We start from the raw sequence: 16918 nt of genomic DNA, 5'->3' as shown, positions 1-16918 counted from the left end.
GTAGGGTGGGCACCCCGTGCCCACCAAACACCCCATGACACATTCTTGACGTTTACGTTAACGTCATATACCGTACAAAGAACCACAAGTTCGCTTCCGTTTTCCAAGGAACACCATGAACGACATCACGTCCGCCGCCAAGCTCGACCTGCCGGAGCACGCAAAACTGTCCAATAAAGTCCGTTTCGTCACCGCCGCCTCGCTGTTCGACGGCCACGACGCCTCGATCAACATCATGCGCCGCATCCTGCAGGCGAACGGCGCCGAAGTCGTGCACCTGGGCCACAACCGCTCGGTCGACGACGTCGTCACCGCCGCGCTGGCCGAGGACGTGCAGGGCATCGCCATCTCCAGCTACCAGGGCGGCCACGTCGAATATTTCAAATACATGATCGACCTGCTGCGCCAGCGCGGCGGTGCCCACATCAAGGTGTTCGGCGGCGGCGGCGGCGTCATCGTACCGCACGAGATCGAAGAACTGCACGCGTATGGCGTCGCGCGCATCTTCTCGCCGGAAGACGGGCAACGCATGGGTCTCGTCGGCATGATCCGCTCGATGCTGGAAGCGTGCGACGTCGACTTGTCGCCGTATGCGCCGACCACGCTCGAGCCGCTGCAGACGGGACCGATCGAGCAGCGCCACCGCCCGCTCGCGCAACTGATCACGGCGCTGGAAAACGGCAAGGCGTCCGCCGAGCTGCGCAAGCGCATCATGGACACGGCCGAAGGCCTCGAGGTTCCGGTGCTGGGCATCACGGGCACGGGCGGCGCCGGCAAATCGTCGCTGACGGATGAACTCATCCGCCGCATGCGCCTCGACCAGGGCGACCGCCTGAACATCGCCGTGATCTCGATCGACCCGTCGCGCCGCAAATCCGGCGGCGCTTTGCTCGGCGACCGTATCCGCATGAATGCGATCAATCCGTGGACCAAGGATGGTGAAATGCGGGCGCGCGTGTTCATGCGCTCGCTGGCCACGCGCGAAGCCGGATCGGAAATCTCGCAGGAGCTCCCCAGCGTGATCGCCGCGTGCAAGGTGGCGGGCTTCGATCTCGTCATCGTCGAGACGTCGGGCATCGGCCAGGGCGACGCGGCCATCGTGCCGCACGTGGACGTGTCGATGTACGTGATGACGCCGGAATTCGGCGCCGCGTCGCAGCTCGAGAAGATCGACATGCTGGACTTCGCGGACTTCATCGCCATCAACAAGTTCGACCGCAAGGGCGCCCAGGACGCGTTGCGCGACGTGGCCAAGCAGGTCCAGCGCAACAAGGAATCGTGGAGCAAGTCGCCGGACGAGATGCCCGTCTACGGCACGCAGGCGTCGCGCTTCAACGACGACGGCGTGACCGCGCTGTACCTCGGCCTGCTGCCGGCGCTGGCCGAATTTGGCCTGCAAACGGAAACGCCGAAGCTGCCGAAACCGGCCGCCAAATACTCGAGCGGCAAGAACGTGATCGTGCCGCCCGCGCGCACGCGCTACCTGGCCGAAATCGCGGACACGGTGCGCGGCTATCACCGCAACGTGGGCCGGCAAGTAAAACTCGCGCGCGAGCGCCAGCAGTTGACGGAAACGAAGCGCATGCTGGCCGCCGCGAACCGTGACGTGGTCCTGGACGACCTGATCGTGGAGCGCGAGAACGCGATGGAAGGCGAGGCCAAAAAACTGCTCGCGGCCTGGCCGCAGTTGCAGGCCACGTACTCGGGCGACGAACACGTCGTGAAAATCCGCGACAAGGAAATCCGCACGAACCTCACCTACACGACGCTGTCCGGCAACAAGGTGCGCAAGGTCGCCCTGCCCCGCTTCGAAGACCATGGCGAGATCCTGCGCTTCCTGATGCTGGAAAACGTCCCGGGCGCGTTCCCGTACACGGCCGGCGTGTTCCCCTTTAAACGCGAAGGCGAGGATCCGACCCGCATGTTCGCCGGCGAAGGCGACGCGTTCCGCACGAACCGCCGCTTCAAGCTCGTCTCGCAGGGCATGGACGCGAAGCGCCTGTCGACGGCATTCGACTCCGTGACGCTGTACGGCGCCGATCCGGCGCTGCGGCCGGATATCTACGGTAAAGTGGGCAACTCCGGCGTGTCGATCGCGACCCTGGACGACATGAAGGTGCTGTACGACGGTTTTGATTTGTGCAGCCCTGCCACCAGCGTGTCGATGACGATCAACGGCCCGGCGCCGACCATCCTCGCGATGTTCATGAACACCGCGATCGACCAGCAGATGGACAAGTTCGAACGCGACCACGGCCGCAAGCCGAACGCCGACGAAACCGCCAAGATCCGCGCCTGGGTGCTGGCCAACGTGCGCGGCACGGTGCAGGCGGACATCCTCAAGGAAGACCAGGGCCAGAACACCTGCATCTTCTCGACGGAGTTCTCGCTGAAGGTGATGGGCGACATCCAGGAATATTTCGTGCAGAACCAGGTGCGCAATTTCTACTCGGTGTCGATCTCCGGCTACCACATCGCGGAAGCGGGCGCGAATCCGATCTCGCAGCTTGCCTTCACGCTGTCGAACGGTTTCACCTTCGTCGAAGCGTACCTGGCGCGCGGCATGCACATCGACGACTTCGCGCCGAACCTGTCGTTCTTCTTCAGCAACGGCATGGACCCGGAGTACACGGTGCTGGGCCGCGTGGCGCGCCGGATCTGGGCCGTTGCGATGCGCGACAAGTACGGCGCCAACGACCGCTCGCAAAAACTGAAGTACCACATCCAGACGTCGGGCCGCTCGCTGCACGCGCAGGAAATCGACTTCAACGACATCCGCACCACCTTGCAGGCGCTGATCGCGATCTACGACAACTGCAACTCGCTGCACACGAACGCCTACGACGAGGCGATCACGACGCCGACCGACGAATCCGTGCGCCGCGCCCTGGCCATCCAGCTGATCATCAACCGCGAATGGGGCCTGGCCAAGAACGAGAACCCGAACCAGGGCTCGTTCATCCTGGAAGAACTTACGGACCTCGTCGAGGAAGCCGTGCTGCAGGAATTCGAGCGCATCGCCGAGCGCGGCGGCGTGCTCGGTGCGATGGAAACGGGCTACCAGCGCGGCAAGATCCAGGAAGAGTCGATGCTGTACGAGCACCGCAAGCACGATGGCAGCCTGCCCATCATCGGCGTCAACACCTTCCGCAATCCGAAGGGCGCCACGGCGCCGGCGACGATCGAGCTGGCGCGCTCCACGGACGACGAGAAGCAGTCCCAGCTGCGGCGCCTGGACGACTTCCACCAGCGCCACGCGGACGAAGCGCCGGCCGCGCTGGCCGCGCTGCAACAGGCCTCCATCGACAACGACAACGTGTTCGCGCGCCTGATGGATGCCGTGCGCGTCTGTTCCTTGGGCCAGATCACGACGGCGCTGTTCGAGGTCGGCGGACAATATCGTCGCAATATGTGAGCCCCGGTAGAATGGTTCCGGGACGATCACGGAGCCACGCATGCCAATCCAACCGCAACAACTTGCCGCCCTCATGCGCGAAGTCGAACAGGAAGATCCGATCGACTTCGCGGACCTGCCCTTCCCCGAGGACGACCTGCGCGAGCTGGTCGCCAACCACCTGTGCGAGATGGCCGCGTCGATGGAGAACTTCAGCACCGAAGATCGCCTGATGACCCTGCTGGCCGTGTCGGCCAAGCTCGTGCTCGAGAATCTCGTATTGCACGTGCAATTATTACGTCGCCACGGTTTACCGGTCGGCGACAACGTGGAAGCCCTGCTGAGCCGCCTGCGCAAGGGCAGTGACGACCCGGAGAAGTAATATGGTTGTCATATTCTCGAAATATCGCGCGAGAAGGAGGAAACTTCCACCACTTTGATGGGGGGATTTGCAACAAGACGTCGAACTTGTGCGGCTTTATTAGTATTCCTTCAGGTATTATTGTTGAAGAGGAATCCGCACATAAATGCGGTTACGATCATATCCTGAGGAATTCCAGATGCCGCGTCACCCGAACAAGCTCAAACTTACCGCTGCCATCCTGTCCGGCGCTGCCTTAGTAGCCGGTCTGTCCGCCTGTGGTCGCTCCACGCAATCGACCGAACAGTTGCTGGCGGATGCCAAACAGTATCAGCAAAAGGGTGACCTGAAGTCGGCACTGATCCAACTTAAGAATGCCGTCGAAAAAAGCCCGCAAAACGGTGAAGCGCGCATCGAACTGGGCACGCTGGAACTCGGCATGGGCGACTTTCCGTCGGCCGAAAAGGAATTCCGCAAGGCCCGCGCGAGCGGTATCGCGGCCGACCGCGTCCTGCCCCTGCTGGCCAAGGCGATGTCGCAGCAAGGCAAGTTCAAGGAAATCCTCGACGAGATCACGCCCGAGGTCGCCGCCAAGTCGGCATCGCTGCTGACGCTGCGCGGCGACGCCCTGCTGGCGACCGACAAGGCCGACGACGCCAAGCAGGCGTACGACCAGGCGCTGGCACTGAATGCCAATTCGGGCGACGCCCTGCTCGGCCTGGCGCGCTACTCGATCGTCAAGCAGGACAGGGATGCCGCCTCGCGCTATATCGATGAAGCGGTGGCCAAGGATCCCAAGAATCCGGAAGTCTTCATGGCCCACGGCACCATGCTGCGCACGCAGGGCAAGGCCGACGAGGCGATCGCCGCGTTCGACCAGGCACTGGCCCTGAATCCGCACCACCGGACCGCCCATATCGAAAAAGCGTACATCGACATCACGCGCGGCAAGTTCCCCGATGCGAAAGCGGAAATTGCTGCCGCCGAGAAAAATGCGCCGGGCAATCTGCTCGTCACGTACACCCGCGCGCTGTACGAATTCTCGCAAGGCAAATACCAGGCCTCCCTGGACGCCCTGCAGCGCGTGCTGAAAGTTGCGCCCGACCATATGCCCAGCATCCTGCTGACGGGCGCATCCGAGCTGAATCTCGGCTCCCTGGAACAGGCCGACCAGCATCTGCGCAAGTACCTGGAAAGCAATCCGAACGACGTCTACGCCCGCAAGCTGCTGGCCCAGGTCCAGCTCAAGAGCGCCCAGCCGAACGATGCCGCCGCCACCCTGGCACCGGCGCTGAAGAGCGCGGCGGACGACCCGCAGGTCCTGGCCCTGGCTGGCGAAACCTATATGCAGGTGCATGATTTCAACAAAGCCAGCGCCTATCTGGAAAAAGCCACGGCGCTGGCGCCGAAGGCGGCCGGCCTGCGCACGTCGCTCGGCCTGTCCAAGCTGGCCCAGGGCGACCAGGCGGGTGGCCTGTCCCAACTGGAAATGGCCACGGAGCTCGATCCCAAGTCGGCGCACGCCACGATGGCGCTGGTCCAGACGGAAATGAGCCTCAAGCATTACGACAAGGCGCTGGCCGCCGTCGACGCCCTCGAGAAGCAGCAACCCGAGAATCCCCAGGTGCTGACGCTGCGGGGTGCGGTCAATATGGTGAAGGGCGACATTCCCGCCGCCCGCGCCGCGCTGGACAAGGCTGTCGCGCTGCAGCCGACCTTCATCCCGGCCGTGCAGAACCTGGCGCGCCTGGACCTCGTCGAGAAGAAACCCGACGCCGCCAAGCAGCGCTACGAAAAAGTCCTGCAGAAGGAACCGAACAATGCGGACGCGATGCGCGCCCTGGGCGAGCTGGCATTGATGCAGAACCATACCGACGAGGCGACGTCGTGGTTCGAAAAGGCCAGCAATGCGAATCCGAACGCCGTCAACCCCGCGATCACGCTCGGCAGGCACTACCTGCGTACCGGGCAGGTACAGAAAGCCGTGCTCCTGGCGCGCAAATTCCAGACCGCCAATCCGACCAATCCTGAGCTGGTGGAACTGCTGGGCCAGGCCCAGATCGCCAGCAAGGACACGGCCGGCGCGCTGGAAACCTACAGCAAGCTGGTCAACCTCGTGCCGAAATCGGCCGCGCCGCACCTGCGCTTGGCCGGCGTACACATGCTGATGCAGAACAATACTGCTGCGGAAGAGGACCTCAAGCGCGCCATCGACCTGCAGCCCGACCTGATTCCCGCCCGCCTGGCCCAGGTCGAGCTGGCCATGCGCATGGGTCACCCGGACGAAGCGCTGGCGCTGGCCCGCCAGATCCAGAAGGCCAACGACAAGTCGCCCGTCGGCTATGCGACGGAAGGCGACGTGCTGATGGCGCAGAAAAAGCCGGCGCAAGCCCTGCCGGCGTACGACAAGGCGCTGTCGCTCGCCAAGGCGCCGGAAATCCTCGTGAAATCCCTGCAGGCCATGACGCTGGCCGGCAAGGGCAAGGAAGCGCAGGCGCGCGCGGCCCAGTGGCTCAAGGACCATCCGAATGACGTCCTGATCGGCATGTACGTGGCGGAGAACGAGTTGGCCGCCAAGGATTACAAGGCCGCGATCGCGCGCCTGGAAGGCGTCGTCAAGCGCACCCCGAACAACGCGGCGGCGCTGAACAACCTGGCGTATGCGTACCAACAAGAAAAAGATCCGCGCGCCCTGGCAACCGCCGAGCAGGCGTATAAACTGGCCGATAACAGCCCCGGCATCATGGACACGCTGGGCTGGCTGCTGGTGGAACAAGGCAATACGAGCCGCGGGCTGCCGCTGCTGCAGAAGGCCAGCAGCATGGCGCCGAACTCGTCGGAAGTGCGCTACCACCTGGCCGTCGGCCTGAGCAAATCGGGCGACAAGGCGGGCGCGCGCAAGGAGCTCGACAAGCTCCTCGCGACCGATAAATCGTTCGCCCAGGCCGATGCAGCGCGCGCGTTGCTAAAGACTTTGTAAGAAGCTAATATACATTAATAAATAAATAATAATCCATGCCCGGCACGGCCAGGGCATGGGCTACCAGAACTTCCGTTCGCCGCACGCGGACGTTTTCAAACAATTGGGGAATCCTGCGATGACGACTTTCGACGATTTCAAGGATCCAGAGGGTGGTTCGGCCGCATCCCTATCGGACGCTCATGATTTTAGTGATCGCGATAATATGACGCCCTCGCAATATGAGGATGTTATCGTGAACCACGATTCGTATGGAATCCGGCTTACCGATACTGCGGACGGGCGAAATTCGGCAAGTATGCTGATCAACAAGATGTATGCCTGGCGCGGTTATGCCGGCACCCATCAATTCAACGACGACCCGAATCGCATTACTCTCACCGCCACCGACAAGGGTGACGTGGTCGGTACGCTCACAATCGGCATCGACTCGCCGATCGGCCTGATGGCGGACCAGATCTTCAAGGAGGAGCTGGACGTACACCGCAACCTGGGCGCGCGCCTGTGTGAGTTCACGAAGCTCGCGTTCGACCCGTCGGTACGCTCGAAAACGTCGTTGGCCAACCTGTTCCACCTGGCCGTGATCTACGCCCGCGACATCCATCACTGCACGGATATCGTCATCGAAGTGAATCCGCGCCACCGCCGTTTTTACGAACGCATGCTCGGCTTCACCCAGGAGGGCGAACTGAAAATCAACCCGCGCGTCGAGGCACCGGCCTACCTGTTGCGGGTCAATCTGGAATTCGTGACGGAGCAGATCCAGAAATTCGGCGGCACGTTCACCGCCGATAACAACGTTTCCGAACGTTCGTTTTACCCCTATTTCTTCTCGCCGCGCGAAGAACGAGGCATCATCAACCGCCTCCTGCGCATGGACGAACAGCACGCATAAAAAGGGCTGTGCGCAGCAGCGGTCGTCGCTGCGGCCCTTCTATCGATAAAACCGTCTTTCCTCATCAATGACAAATCCGTTTCGCTATGAACAGGCGTTTTCGCGCAATATCGGCTGGGTAACGCCGGCAGAACAGCAGGCCCTGCGCGGCAAGCGCGTCGCCATCGCCGGCGGCGGCGGGGTCGGCGGCGTGCACCTGCTGACCCTGGCGCGCCTGGGCGTGGCGAAGTTTCATATCGCCGACTTCGACACCTTCGACATCGTCAACTTCAATCGCCAGGTCGGCGCCATGATGTCGACGGTCGGCCAGCCGAAGGCCGAGGTCCTGGCGCGCATGGCCAAGGACATCAACCCCGAAATCGACATCGAGATCTTTTCGGAGGGCGTCAACCAGGGCAATCTCGATGCATTCCTGGACGGCGTCAACCTGTACGTCGACGCGCTCGACTTCTTCGCCTTCGACGCGCGCCAGCGGACGTTCGCGGCCTGCGCCCGCCTCGGCATCCCGGCCACGACGGCCGCGCCCCTGGGCATGGGCGCCGCCCTGCTGAATTTCATTCCCGGACAGATGACGTTCGAAGAGTATTTCCAGTGGGGCGACCTGCCCGAACTGGACAAGGCGATCCGCTTCGTCGTCGGCCTCGCGCCGGCCGGCCTGCACCGTCCCTATCTCGTCGTGCCGGATGCCGTCAACTTCGTCGAGCGCCGCGGCCCGTCGACCTTCATGGCCTGCCAGCTGTGCGCCGGCATCGTCGCCACCGAGGCGCTCAAGATCCTGCTCGGACGCGGCAAGGTGCTGGCGGCGCCGCACGGCGTGCAGTTCGACGCCTATCGCAACAAGCTGGCCCATACGTGGCGCCCGGGCGGCAACGGCAATCCGCTGCACCGCCTGATGATCGCCATCGCCAAGCGCCAGATGACACGCCAGCTGGCCGGGAAAGCGGTACAGGCATGAATCTCCCGCAGACGATCCACGACATCCTCGACCTGGCGCGCTGGGCGCCGAGCGGCGACAACACGCAGGTCTGGCGTTTCGAAGTGCTCGGTCCCGACCACGTCGCCGTGCACTTTCACGACACGCGCGAGGATACCGTGTACGACTTCCGCGGCCGCCCGAGCCAGATCTCGCACGGCACCCTGCTGGAAACGATGGCGATCGCCGCCACCGCCCACGGCCTGCGCACCGAGATCACGCGGCGTCCGGACGACCAGGATCACCTGCCCGTATTCGACGTGCGCTTCGTTCCCGATCCGGCCGTGACGCCGAGTCCGCTCATCGCAGCGATCCAGACCCGCAGCGTGCAGCGCCGCGCGATGAGCACGCGCGCCTTGCTGCCGGAGGAAAAACGCGCGCTCGAAGACGCCGTCGGCGACGGCTACGAAGTGCGCTGGATCGAAGGCTTCGGCGGCAAGCTGGCCGCCGCGCGCCTGATGTTCGCGAACGCCAAGCTGCGCCTGACGATGCCGGAAGCCTACGAGGTCCACCGCCGCATCATCCACTGGAACGCGCGCCATAGCCCCGACCGCGTGCCCGACCAGGCGCTGGGCGTCGACGCCGCCACCTTGCGCCTGATGAAATGGGCGATGGTCAGCTGGGGCCGCCTGTCCACGATGAACCACCTGATGGGCACCTGGGCGCCGCGCCTGCAGATGGACCTCGTGCCCGGCCTGCGCTGCGCCGCCCATTTCGTCATCATGGCCGACCGCGCGCCGGAGACGGTCGAGGACCACGTTGCCGCCGGCCGCGCCGTGCAGCGCTTCTGGCTGACGCTGACCCACCTCGGGCTGGCCATGCAGCCCGAGATGACGCCCCTGATCTTTTCCGCCTACGTGCAGCACGATCAACCGTTCTCGACGGTCGAGAAATTGCACGGCGCGGCACGGCAATTGCAGCAGCGCCTGCACAAGCTGATCGGCAGCGGCACCGGCACCGGCAACGTCCATCCGGTCTTCATGGGACGGCTCGGCGCCGGCCCGGCACCCCAGGCCCGTTCGCTGCGCAAGCCGCTCGAAGAACTGATGAAATAAACCGGCAACGCGGGACCACCCGCGCCGCCGGCGTCGTCCGCCCGGCACGTTCCCGCAACCCTTTTACGATCGACGCCCTATGGAACGTATCAAAGTCCTGTTCTTTGCGGAAGCGGTGACCCTGGCCCACGTCGGGCGCCCCATCGCGCTCGCGCAATCCCTCGATCCCGCGCGCTTCGACGTGCACGTCGCCTGTGCGGAAGGCTATGACTTCTGTTTCAACGGCACGCAATTCACCCGCTGGACCATCCACAGCATTCCCAGTCAGCAATTCCTCGACGCGCTCGCGGGCGGCAAGCCCGTGTACAACACGGCGACGCTGACCGGTTATGTCGAAGACGACCTGTGCGTGCTCGACGCCGTGCGCCCCGACATCGTCGTCGGCGACTTCCGGCTGTCGCTCTCGGTCAGCGCGCGCCTGCGCCGGATTCCGTACGTGTCGCTGATGAATGCCTACTGGAGCCCATACGTCGTGCAGCACTACGCCGTGCCGCACATCCCGCTGACGCGCCTGTTGCCGATCCGCATCGCGAATGCGATCTTCCGCATGGCGCGTCCGGTCGCGTTCGCCTCGCACTCCGTGCCGCTGAACCGCGTGCGCCGCAAGTATGGACTGCCGTCGCTGGGCACCGACTTGCGCAAGGTCTATACGGACGCCGACTACAGCATGTACGCCGACGTCCCCGAACTGTTCCCGCCCAAGAGCCTGCCGCAGCAGCATGCCTATATCGGTCCCATCATCTGGGCGCCGCCGCTGGCCGCGCCCGACTGGTGGGATACCCTGCCGCAGGACAAGCCCATCGTCTACGTGACGCTCGGCAGTTCCGGCCAGGGCCGCCTGCTGCCGCTCGTGCTGCAGGCGCTGGCGCCGCTGCCCGTGACCGTCATCGCGGCCACGGCCGGGACCATCGATGTGGCCGGCGCGCCGGCGAACGCGTTCGTCGCCCCCTATCTGCCGGGCGACCTGGCGGCGCAGCGCGCCAGCCTGGTCATCTGCAACGGCGGCAGCCCGACCAGCCAGCAAGCGCTGGCCGCCGGCGTGCCGGTACTGGGCATTGCCGCCAACCTCGACCAGTTCCTGAACATGAGCGGCGTCATCAAGGCCGGCGCCGGGGCCCTGCTGCGGGCCGACCGCTTCCGCGCCAAGAAACTGACACGCCAGGTGCGCACCATGCTCGACGATCCTGCGCTGAAAAACGCGGCGCGGCGCGTGGCCGATGCGTTCGCCAATTACCCGGCACCGCAACGCATGGCCGCCTTCCTGGAGGGCGTACGCGCCTTCCACCGGTTTGCGCCCGCACACATGGCCCACGTGCGCGCGGCGGGCGGCATGCCGGACGACGATGGCACCGTACTTTCCGAAGTGCATTAATTGACTGTCGGAATTTTTTACACCACCCCGTCGCCAAATCGAAAATCTTTATGGCTTTTACGGCAAGCCTTTGATTTCAAACAAAGTTAAGCAAGCTGGCACGCGACTTGCATTACAGTTGGACAAGAACCTGCAACAATGCAGGGCTACTCCCAACAAATTTAAACCAGCAGATTACTTGGAGCCATAATGAAGAATTCGTTCCGCAAACTGATCCCGGTTGCAGCAGCCCTCGGTTTCGCATTCGCCGCTTCGTCGGCACAAGCGTTCACCCTGAAAGATGGCACCAATGTCCTGGCAACGGGCTCGACCACCCTGGACTGGAACACGACCGGTAGCGGTGTTGCGAAAGGCGTCGGCCCGTTCGGCTCGCCGCTGGCCCTCGGCCAAGAGTTCCAATTCCTGTACCAGTCGAACCTGGCCAGCGTCGACGGCGACACGACCGCCCTGTTCAACGGCCTGGACTTCAACGCCAACGGCAGCATCGGCGCCGGCAAGACGTTCGAATTCACGATCGTCGCCAAGATGACCGAAAAAGTCACCAGCCTGACCGGCATGACCGCCGAGTTCGGCCTGGCCGGCGCTCCTGCCGACAACAAAGTCGCGATCTACTACGACACCGCTGCCAACGCCTCGACCACCGGCGGTACCGGTTTCGACGACGGGCAGCTGGTCGCCCTGTTGACCATCGTTCCGGGCAATACCCAGTCGACCTTCACGATCGCCGGCAGCGGCGGCCAGGGTTCGACCAAGCTGAACGCGGGCATCTCCCAAGCTGGCGACTTCATCGACCCGAACTACCTGCAGGGCGTGACGCACCTGCTGTTCGGCGTGAACTTCGAATCGAACCTGAACTACCCGGCTGGCAACTCGGCTACGCTGAACTTCCACAAAGGCGGCAGCGCCCTGTTCCCGGATTACACCGTGGACACCGCGCACGACATCGTCTTCAAGGTCGACGGCTCGAACACCTTCGCCCTGCCGGAACCGGGCACCATGATGCTGCTGGGCATGGGCATGCTGGGTCTGGTCGGCGCACAGCGTCGTCGCCGCGCTCCGAAGGCATAATCGGCTCTTCGAAGCAGCTGCACAAAAAAACCGCGGTCGAGACCGCGGTTTTTTTATTGCCGTTTCACGTGCCTTCGGGCGGCTTGAACATCTTGCCGACTTCGCGGATGACCATCGCATGCGGCGCCAGTCCGGCAAACACGCGCTGCTTGTACGTCCCCTTGGCCGCGTTCACGACGGGCAGGCCGCGCTCCAGCCCCGCCAGCGAGGCGCGCACGACGTCGGCCGGCGCGCCGCGCTCCACCAGGGCGCTCTCGTAGGCCCCGGCCTTGGCGTCGAACTCGGTGGCCGTCGGCCCCGGCACGAGCGTCTGCACGAGGATCCCATGCTCCTTCCATTCGCCGTGCAGCGCCTGGCTGAAGCTCTGCACGAAAGCCTTGCTGGCCGCGTACACCGCCATGTACGGCACCGGCTGGTAGGCCGCCGCCGACGACACGTTGATCACGGCGCTGCCGGGGAACGAGGACAGGTGGTCGAAGAAGCGGCGGCACATCGCCACGAGCGTCGTCGTATTCAGCGTATTGAGCGCATCGTAGACGCCCGCATCGGTCGCCTCGAACCGGCCCCAGCGCCCAGCGCCCGCGTTATTGCACAGCAGGCGCACGCGGATGCCGGCGCCGTCGAGTTCCGCGCGGATGCGCGCCACGGCGCCGGCATCGGCCAGGTCGGCCACGATGGCCCGCGCTTCGACGCCGTACTCGGCGCGCAGCGCCTGGACGACGGCCTGCAGGCGCTCTTCGCGCCGCGCCACGAGCACCAGTTGCATGCCGGCCTGCGCCAGCTGGCGGGCGAATTCCTCGCCGATGCCGGACGATGCGCCGGTCACCAGCGCCCAATGGCCCTTTAAGTCGGAAAGCCGCATCGGCGATCTCCTTGTCAATGGATGATGAGTGGATGGGTCCGCGTCAGGCCTGCGCCAGCAGGTGGTCGGCCACGCGCAGGGCGTTCGCCGCGATCGTCAGGCTCGGGTTGGTGCCGCCGGACGACGGGAAGAACGAACTGTCGACGACGTACAGATTGGCAAGCCCGTGCGCGCGGTTATTGCGGTCGAGCACGCTCTGCGCGGGATCGTCGCCGAACCGGCACGTGCCGCACACGTGGGCGACGCGCTGGTTGTTCTCGGCCTGCTCGATCAGCTTGAAGCGGTAACCGGACAACACCTCGCGCATGCGCGCGCGGAACGCCGCGATGCGCGCGCGGTCGGCGTCGCGCACGCGGTATTCGATGGCGAGACGGGCATGCTGCGCGTCGGCGCGCGCCGGTTCCACGCGGTTGTCGGCATACGGAAAATCCTCGAGCGTGGCGGCGAGCGCCATGCGCCGGTGCACGAGACCGTCGAGCACCGGCGTGACGAACGGCTTGGCCAGCTCGAACAGCGGCGCCGTCCACGGCAGCGGGCCCTGGCGCAAGTCGTCGGCCACGGACGCGGCCAGCGTGGCCGGCGGCGGCAGGCGGCCGAACGACTGCACCGAGCCGAGCTTCTGCCCGTCCAGCACATAAAAATCGTTGAAGGCGAGCTCTTTCTGGCGATTGTCGAACGCGCCCTTGAGCTTGGGCTCGACCAGGTACAGGTCGACGTGGTGGCGCATCAGGTATTTGCCGACGAGGCCGGACCCGTTGGCCAGGCCCTGCGGCCATGCGCCGGAGGCCGAACCGAGCAGGATGCGCGGCGTCTCGAGGGCGCCCGCGGCCAGCACGACGAGCGGCGCGCGCACGGTGAACCGGCTGCCGCCCCGCTCGCACACGACGCCCGTCACGCGGTGCGCGTCCGCTTCCAGCGCCACCACGTCGCAATCGTCGAGCATGCGCGCGCCGTGGTCGCGCACGGCCGGTTGCAGGCAGATGCGGCCGGCGTCGTTCTTGCACGCGCGGCCGCACAGATAACCCTGGCAGCCGCTGCAGCCGTCGACGAATTCGCAGGCCAGCGGCAGGCGGTACGGATGCAGGCCGCGAGCCTCGAAGACACCGAACAGTTCCGCGGAGCCCGGCGTCATCGGCGGCGACGGCAGCAGGTGCTCGCGCTGCCCGTCCGCGCGCAGCGGATCCGCCGTGCCCCGCACGCGGAACAATTGCTCGGCCTTGTCGTAGTACGGCGCCAGCTCGTCGTAGGCGACGGGCCAGCGCGGCGGCAGGTCGGCCCCGGGCGACGCCCGGTAGTGGTCGGCGGCCGCGAAGTCGGATGGAAAAAAGCGCTCCAGCGCCATGCCGTACAGCGCGCTCGAGCCGCCCGCGCCGGAACCGATGAAGGGGACGAAGCGCTGGGTGCGCGGCGTCGAGCGGTCGACGATCTGGTCCGGATAGCGGCCGGCGCGCGCCAGGATGTCCCGGTGCGCCGGCTGCGGGGCTTCCGGCCGCGGAAAATCGTCTTCGGCATAGCGGCCGACCAGGTCCGGACTGGCCGAGCCCTTTTCGAGGAACAGCACGCGGCGGCCCGCGCGCGCCAGCGCGTAGCCGAGCGTGGCGCCGCCCATGCCCGTGCCCACCACGACGGCATCCCAATTCTGGTCGATATCAAACGGTTCCGACATAGTTCCCCCAGCCGCGACTCAGGCCGCCTGCGACTCGTTGTGCTTGGTGATAAACGCTTTATGAAACAGATGCCGCGCCAGCAGCAGCGGCGGCATGCGCAGCCAGTTCCCGCGCACGTACAGCGCAAAGCGCGCCAAGCGGCTGAACGCATCGTCGCAGCTCGCATGCAGCGGCAGCAGCGCGCGCTCGAACAACCGGTCCATCAGCCACAGCAGCGCCGGGTTCGGCCCTTCGGCGGCCACGGCCGCCTGCACGGCGGGCGGGACGACCGTGCCGAGCAGGCGCGGACAATAGCGTAACGCATAGAACAGCGGCCGCCCCAGCTCGAGCTCGCGGGCGCGCGCCGGCAACGCGTCCCAGAATCCGGGTTCGGCGCCGAATTGCCCCAGCAGCCGGTGCAGGTCGACGAGGTCGCGCAAGCCCTTGTCGAATTCGCCGTCGAAGAACAGGTGCACCGCGCTGTGCAGCACCATGTCGGCCGGGGCGAGCGTGGCCAGTCCGGGCTCGCCGGCAATCGGGCGGGCCGCGGCGCGCAGCTTGTCCGGGTCCGGGCGCACGGGGGCCGTCTCCGGCAGGATCGCATGGTGCACGTCGATCGAGTTGCCGCGCCGGGCGTGCTGCATCGGCGGCAGTTCGTGCATCCATTGCCGATAGTAGCGCTGGTCGTAGGCGTCGTGGTGGGTGCTGATCCAGCCGTGCATCATGAGGGCCGCCTCGACTTCCGGCAGGCGCGCCTTGGGCACGAGGATGTCGATGTCGGAAAACAGCCGGCCGCGGCCCGCGTCCAGGCCCGCCATCGCATACGCGGCGCCCTTGAGCAGGATCAGCGGCAATCCCAGGTCCGCCAGCGCACGGCCGATCTGGCGGACTTCGTAGCGCGCCGCCCGGGCATGGCCGGCCGCGCCCACGCGCGTCCACTCGAGGTGGGCGCGGGGCGCGGCCGGGACTAGGTCGAACAAGCCCGCGTCTTCCAGCAGCGCGAGCAACAGCGCATCCAGGTTGGCGGCGTCGGCCTGGCGCAGCAGCAGGTCCCAGCCGGCGGCGTCCAGGCCTGGCACGACACGCGGATCGCGCAGCACCCGCACCAGCAAAGGCAGGCGCTTCATGGCGCCCCCCGTGCGAGGCGCTCGAACAACGCCATCGCGTCCGGCAGGCTGCTGTAGCGGAACGTGTACGCGTCACTGGCGTCGATCAGCGCGCCGAGGGCGGCGAAGCCGCGCGCGCCCAGCACCTGGTAGTTGAAGCTGTTGTCGGCCACCTGCATGAAGGCGCGCGCTTTCGGCAGCGGCTCGAGTGCGATGGCGGCGCCGGCCTCCCAGCGCGGGAAGACGATGCAGGCCGGCCGGGCCGGCTCGCCGGCGCGGACGATGCTCTCGCGCGGCGCCTTGAGGTGGGCGATCGTTCCCTTGGTGGTTTCTTCCACCGGGCGGCTCAGCACGGCGTCCGGCCGGAAGGCGCGGATGATGTCGATGGAGGCGTTCTTGAGGCTGACGGGGCGCGGCAACGGGACGAGGACGCCGTCGTCGAGGTGAACGAGCGTCATCTCGTCCGACAGCAGCCGCCAGCCATGCCCCAGCAGGGCGGCCGTCAGCGTGCTCTTGCCGGAGCCGGGCGGCGCCGGCAGGATGATCGCGCGACCATGTTTTTCCAGCACGGCGGCGTGGATGATCAGGTAGCCGTGGGCGCGGTGCGACACGCACCAGTTCATCGTCCATTCCAGCATCGGATAGGCCTGCCCCAGCGGCAGCGGCTGGAAAGGCGTCGTGCCGTCGTAGGCGAAGTGGACCTGGGAGCGATACCAACGGCGCAGGCCGCCCGAGCGCAGCAGATCGAGGTGGAAGTCGACGAAGCCGCCCGCCGGGTCGACGGGATAATCCGCATACATCAGCGCGAAGCTGTCGATCAGCGGCGGGACGTCGCTGCGGATGCGGTTGGAGAACGGGCCGGTGCGCAACACGAGGCCATCGCCGGACAGGCGCGCCGCGAGTTCGGCGCGGGACAGCGCTCCGACCGTCAGCATGGTTCGATCAAGTCCAGTCCGGCCAGCGCGGACAGCATCTCGTCGATCAGGGAAACGAGGTCGTCGTCGCCGGCATCGAAACGATCGGCCAGGCGATCGGCCAGCGCGGCGGCATCGGCGGGTTCGGCGCGCAGGGCGTGCAAGAGGTCGAGGGCGGCGCCGTCCAGCAGGTGGGTATTGCCCGACAAGTCGTTGTACAACACGGCTTCCCCATCCCATTCCCGGCAGGCCAGCGCCTGGCCAGGCGTCAAACGCCACATGCGTGCCGCCG

At 65.7% G+C, this 16918-nt stretch carries 13 protein-coding genes; 8 read left to right on the top strand and 5 right to left on the bottom strand.

Annotation, left to right across the window (positions count from 1 at the left end):
- Positions 1 to 115: 115 nt before the first annotated feature.
- From icmF to ISF28_RS20840, 8 genes are all read left to right on the top strand, one after another.
- Positions 116 to 3415, top strand: a complete 3300-nt coding sequence (icmF, locus tag ISF28_RS20875; RefSeq protein WP_198119098.1) for a fused isobutyryl-CoA mutase/GTPase IcmF — start codon at positions 116 to 118, stop codon at positions 3413 to 3415.
- Positions 3416 to 3455: 40 nt separating this feature from the next.
- The gene (locus ISF28_RS20870; protein ID WP_198119097.1) at positions 3456 to 3776 is read left to right on the top strand and encodes a hypothetical protein; all 321 of its coding nucleotides are present in this window, start codon (positions 3456 to 3458) and stop codon (positions 3774 to 3776) included.
- 178 nt (positions 3777 to 3954) lie between these two features.
- The gene (gene prsT, locus ISF28_RS20865) at positions 3955 to 6735 is read left to right on the top strand and encodes an XrtA/PEP-CTERM system TPR-repeat protein PrsT (protein WP_198119096.1); all 2781 of its coding nucleotides are present in this window, start codon (positions 3955 to 3957) and stop codon (positions 6733 to 6735) included.
- A 55-nt stretch (positions 6736 to 6790) separates the two neighbouring features.
- On the top strand, positions 6791 to 7630 hold the full coding sequence (locus ISF28_RS20860; protein ID WP_229519249.1) for an N-acyl amino acid synthase FeeM domain-containing protein: 840 nt from the start codon (positions 6791 to 6793) through the stop codon (positions 7628 to 7630).
- 67 nt (positions 7631 to 7697) lie between these two features.
- Positions 7698 to 8585, top strand: coding sequence for a ThiF family adenylyltransferase (locus ISF28_RS20855; protein ID WP_198119095.1), 888 nt, complete (start codon positions 7698 to 7700; stop codon positions 8583 to 8585).
- A complete protein-coding gene (locus ISF28_RS20850) occupies positions 8582 to 9658 on the top strand; it encodes a nitroreductase family protein (RefSeq protein WP_198119094.1) in 1077 nt (358 codons plus the stop codon). The genes ISF28_RS20855 and ISF28_RS20850 overlap by 4 nt, the downstream gene beginning before the upstream one ends.
- A 79-nt stretch (positions 9659 to 9737) precedes the next feature.
- Positions 9738 to 11030, top strand: a complete 1293-nt coding sequence (locus tag ISF28_RS20845) for a glycosyltransferase (protein WP_198119093.1) — start codon at positions 9738 to 9740, stop codon at positions 11028 to 11030.
- A 189-nt stretch (positions 11031 to 11219) separates the two neighbouring features.
- Positions 11220 to 12098 (top strand): PEP-CTERM sorting domain-containing protein, encoded by an 879-nt coding sequence (locus tag ISF28_RS20840; RefSeq protein WP_198119092.1) that lies wholly within the window; start codon positions 11220 to 11222, stop codon positions 12096 to 12098.
- 64 nt (positions 12099 to 12162) lie between these two features.
- On the opposite strand, the gene ISF28_RS20835 is transcribed toward ISF28_RS20840, so the two are convergent.
- From ISF28_RS20835 to ISF28_RS20815, 5 genes are read right to left on the bottom strand one after another with little or no spacing between them, the layout of a single operon-like run.
- Positions 12163 to 12960 carry an SDR family NAD(P)-dependent oxidoreductase gene (locus ISF28_RS20835; RefSeq protein WP_198119091.1) on the bottom strand — a complete coding sequence of 266 codons (798 nt, stop codon included), beginning with the start codon at positions 12958 to 12960 and terminating at the stop codon, positions 12163 to 12165.
- A gap of 43 nt (positions 12961 to 13003) precedes the next feature.
- Positions 13004 to 14626, bottom strand: a complete 1623-nt coding sequence (locus tag ISF28_RS20830) for a GMC oxidoreductase (protein WP_198119090.1) — start codon at positions 14624 to 14626, stop codon at positions 13004 to 13006.
- An 18-nt stretch (positions 14627 to 14644) separates the two neighbouring features.
- Positions 14645 to 15733 carry a nucleotidyltransferase domain-containing protein gene (locus tag ISF28_RS20825; protein ID WP_198119089.1) on the bottom strand — a complete coding sequence of 363 codons (1089 nt, stop codon included), beginning with the start codon at positions 15731 to 15733 and terminating at the stop codon, positions 14645 to 14647.
- A complete protein-coding gene (locus ISF28_RS20820; RefSeq protein WP_198119088.1) occupies positions 15730 to 16647 on the bottom strand; it encodes an HprK-related kinase A in 918 nt (305 codons plus the stop codon). Before ISF28_RS20820 ends, ISF28_RS20825 begins: the two co-directional genes overlap by 4 nt.
- Positions 16641 to 16907, bottom strand: a complete 267-nt coding sequence (locus tag ISF28_RS20815) for an HPr-rel-A system PqqD family peptide chaperone (RefSeq protein ID WP_198119087.1) — start codon at positions 16905 to 16907, stop codon at positions 16641 to 16643. Before ISF28_RS20815 ends, ISF28_RS20820 begins: the two co-directional genes overlap by 7 nt.
- Positions 16908 to 16918 lie beyond the last annotated feature (11 nt).

It is taken from the genome of Massilia rhizosphaerae, assembly GCF_016093545.1.
GTDB lineage: Bacteria > Pseudomonadota > Gammaproteobacteria > Burkholderiales > Burkholderiaceae_D > Telluria > Telluria rhizosphaerae.
This window is presented reverse-complemented; position numbering and strand designations above follow the sequence as displayed.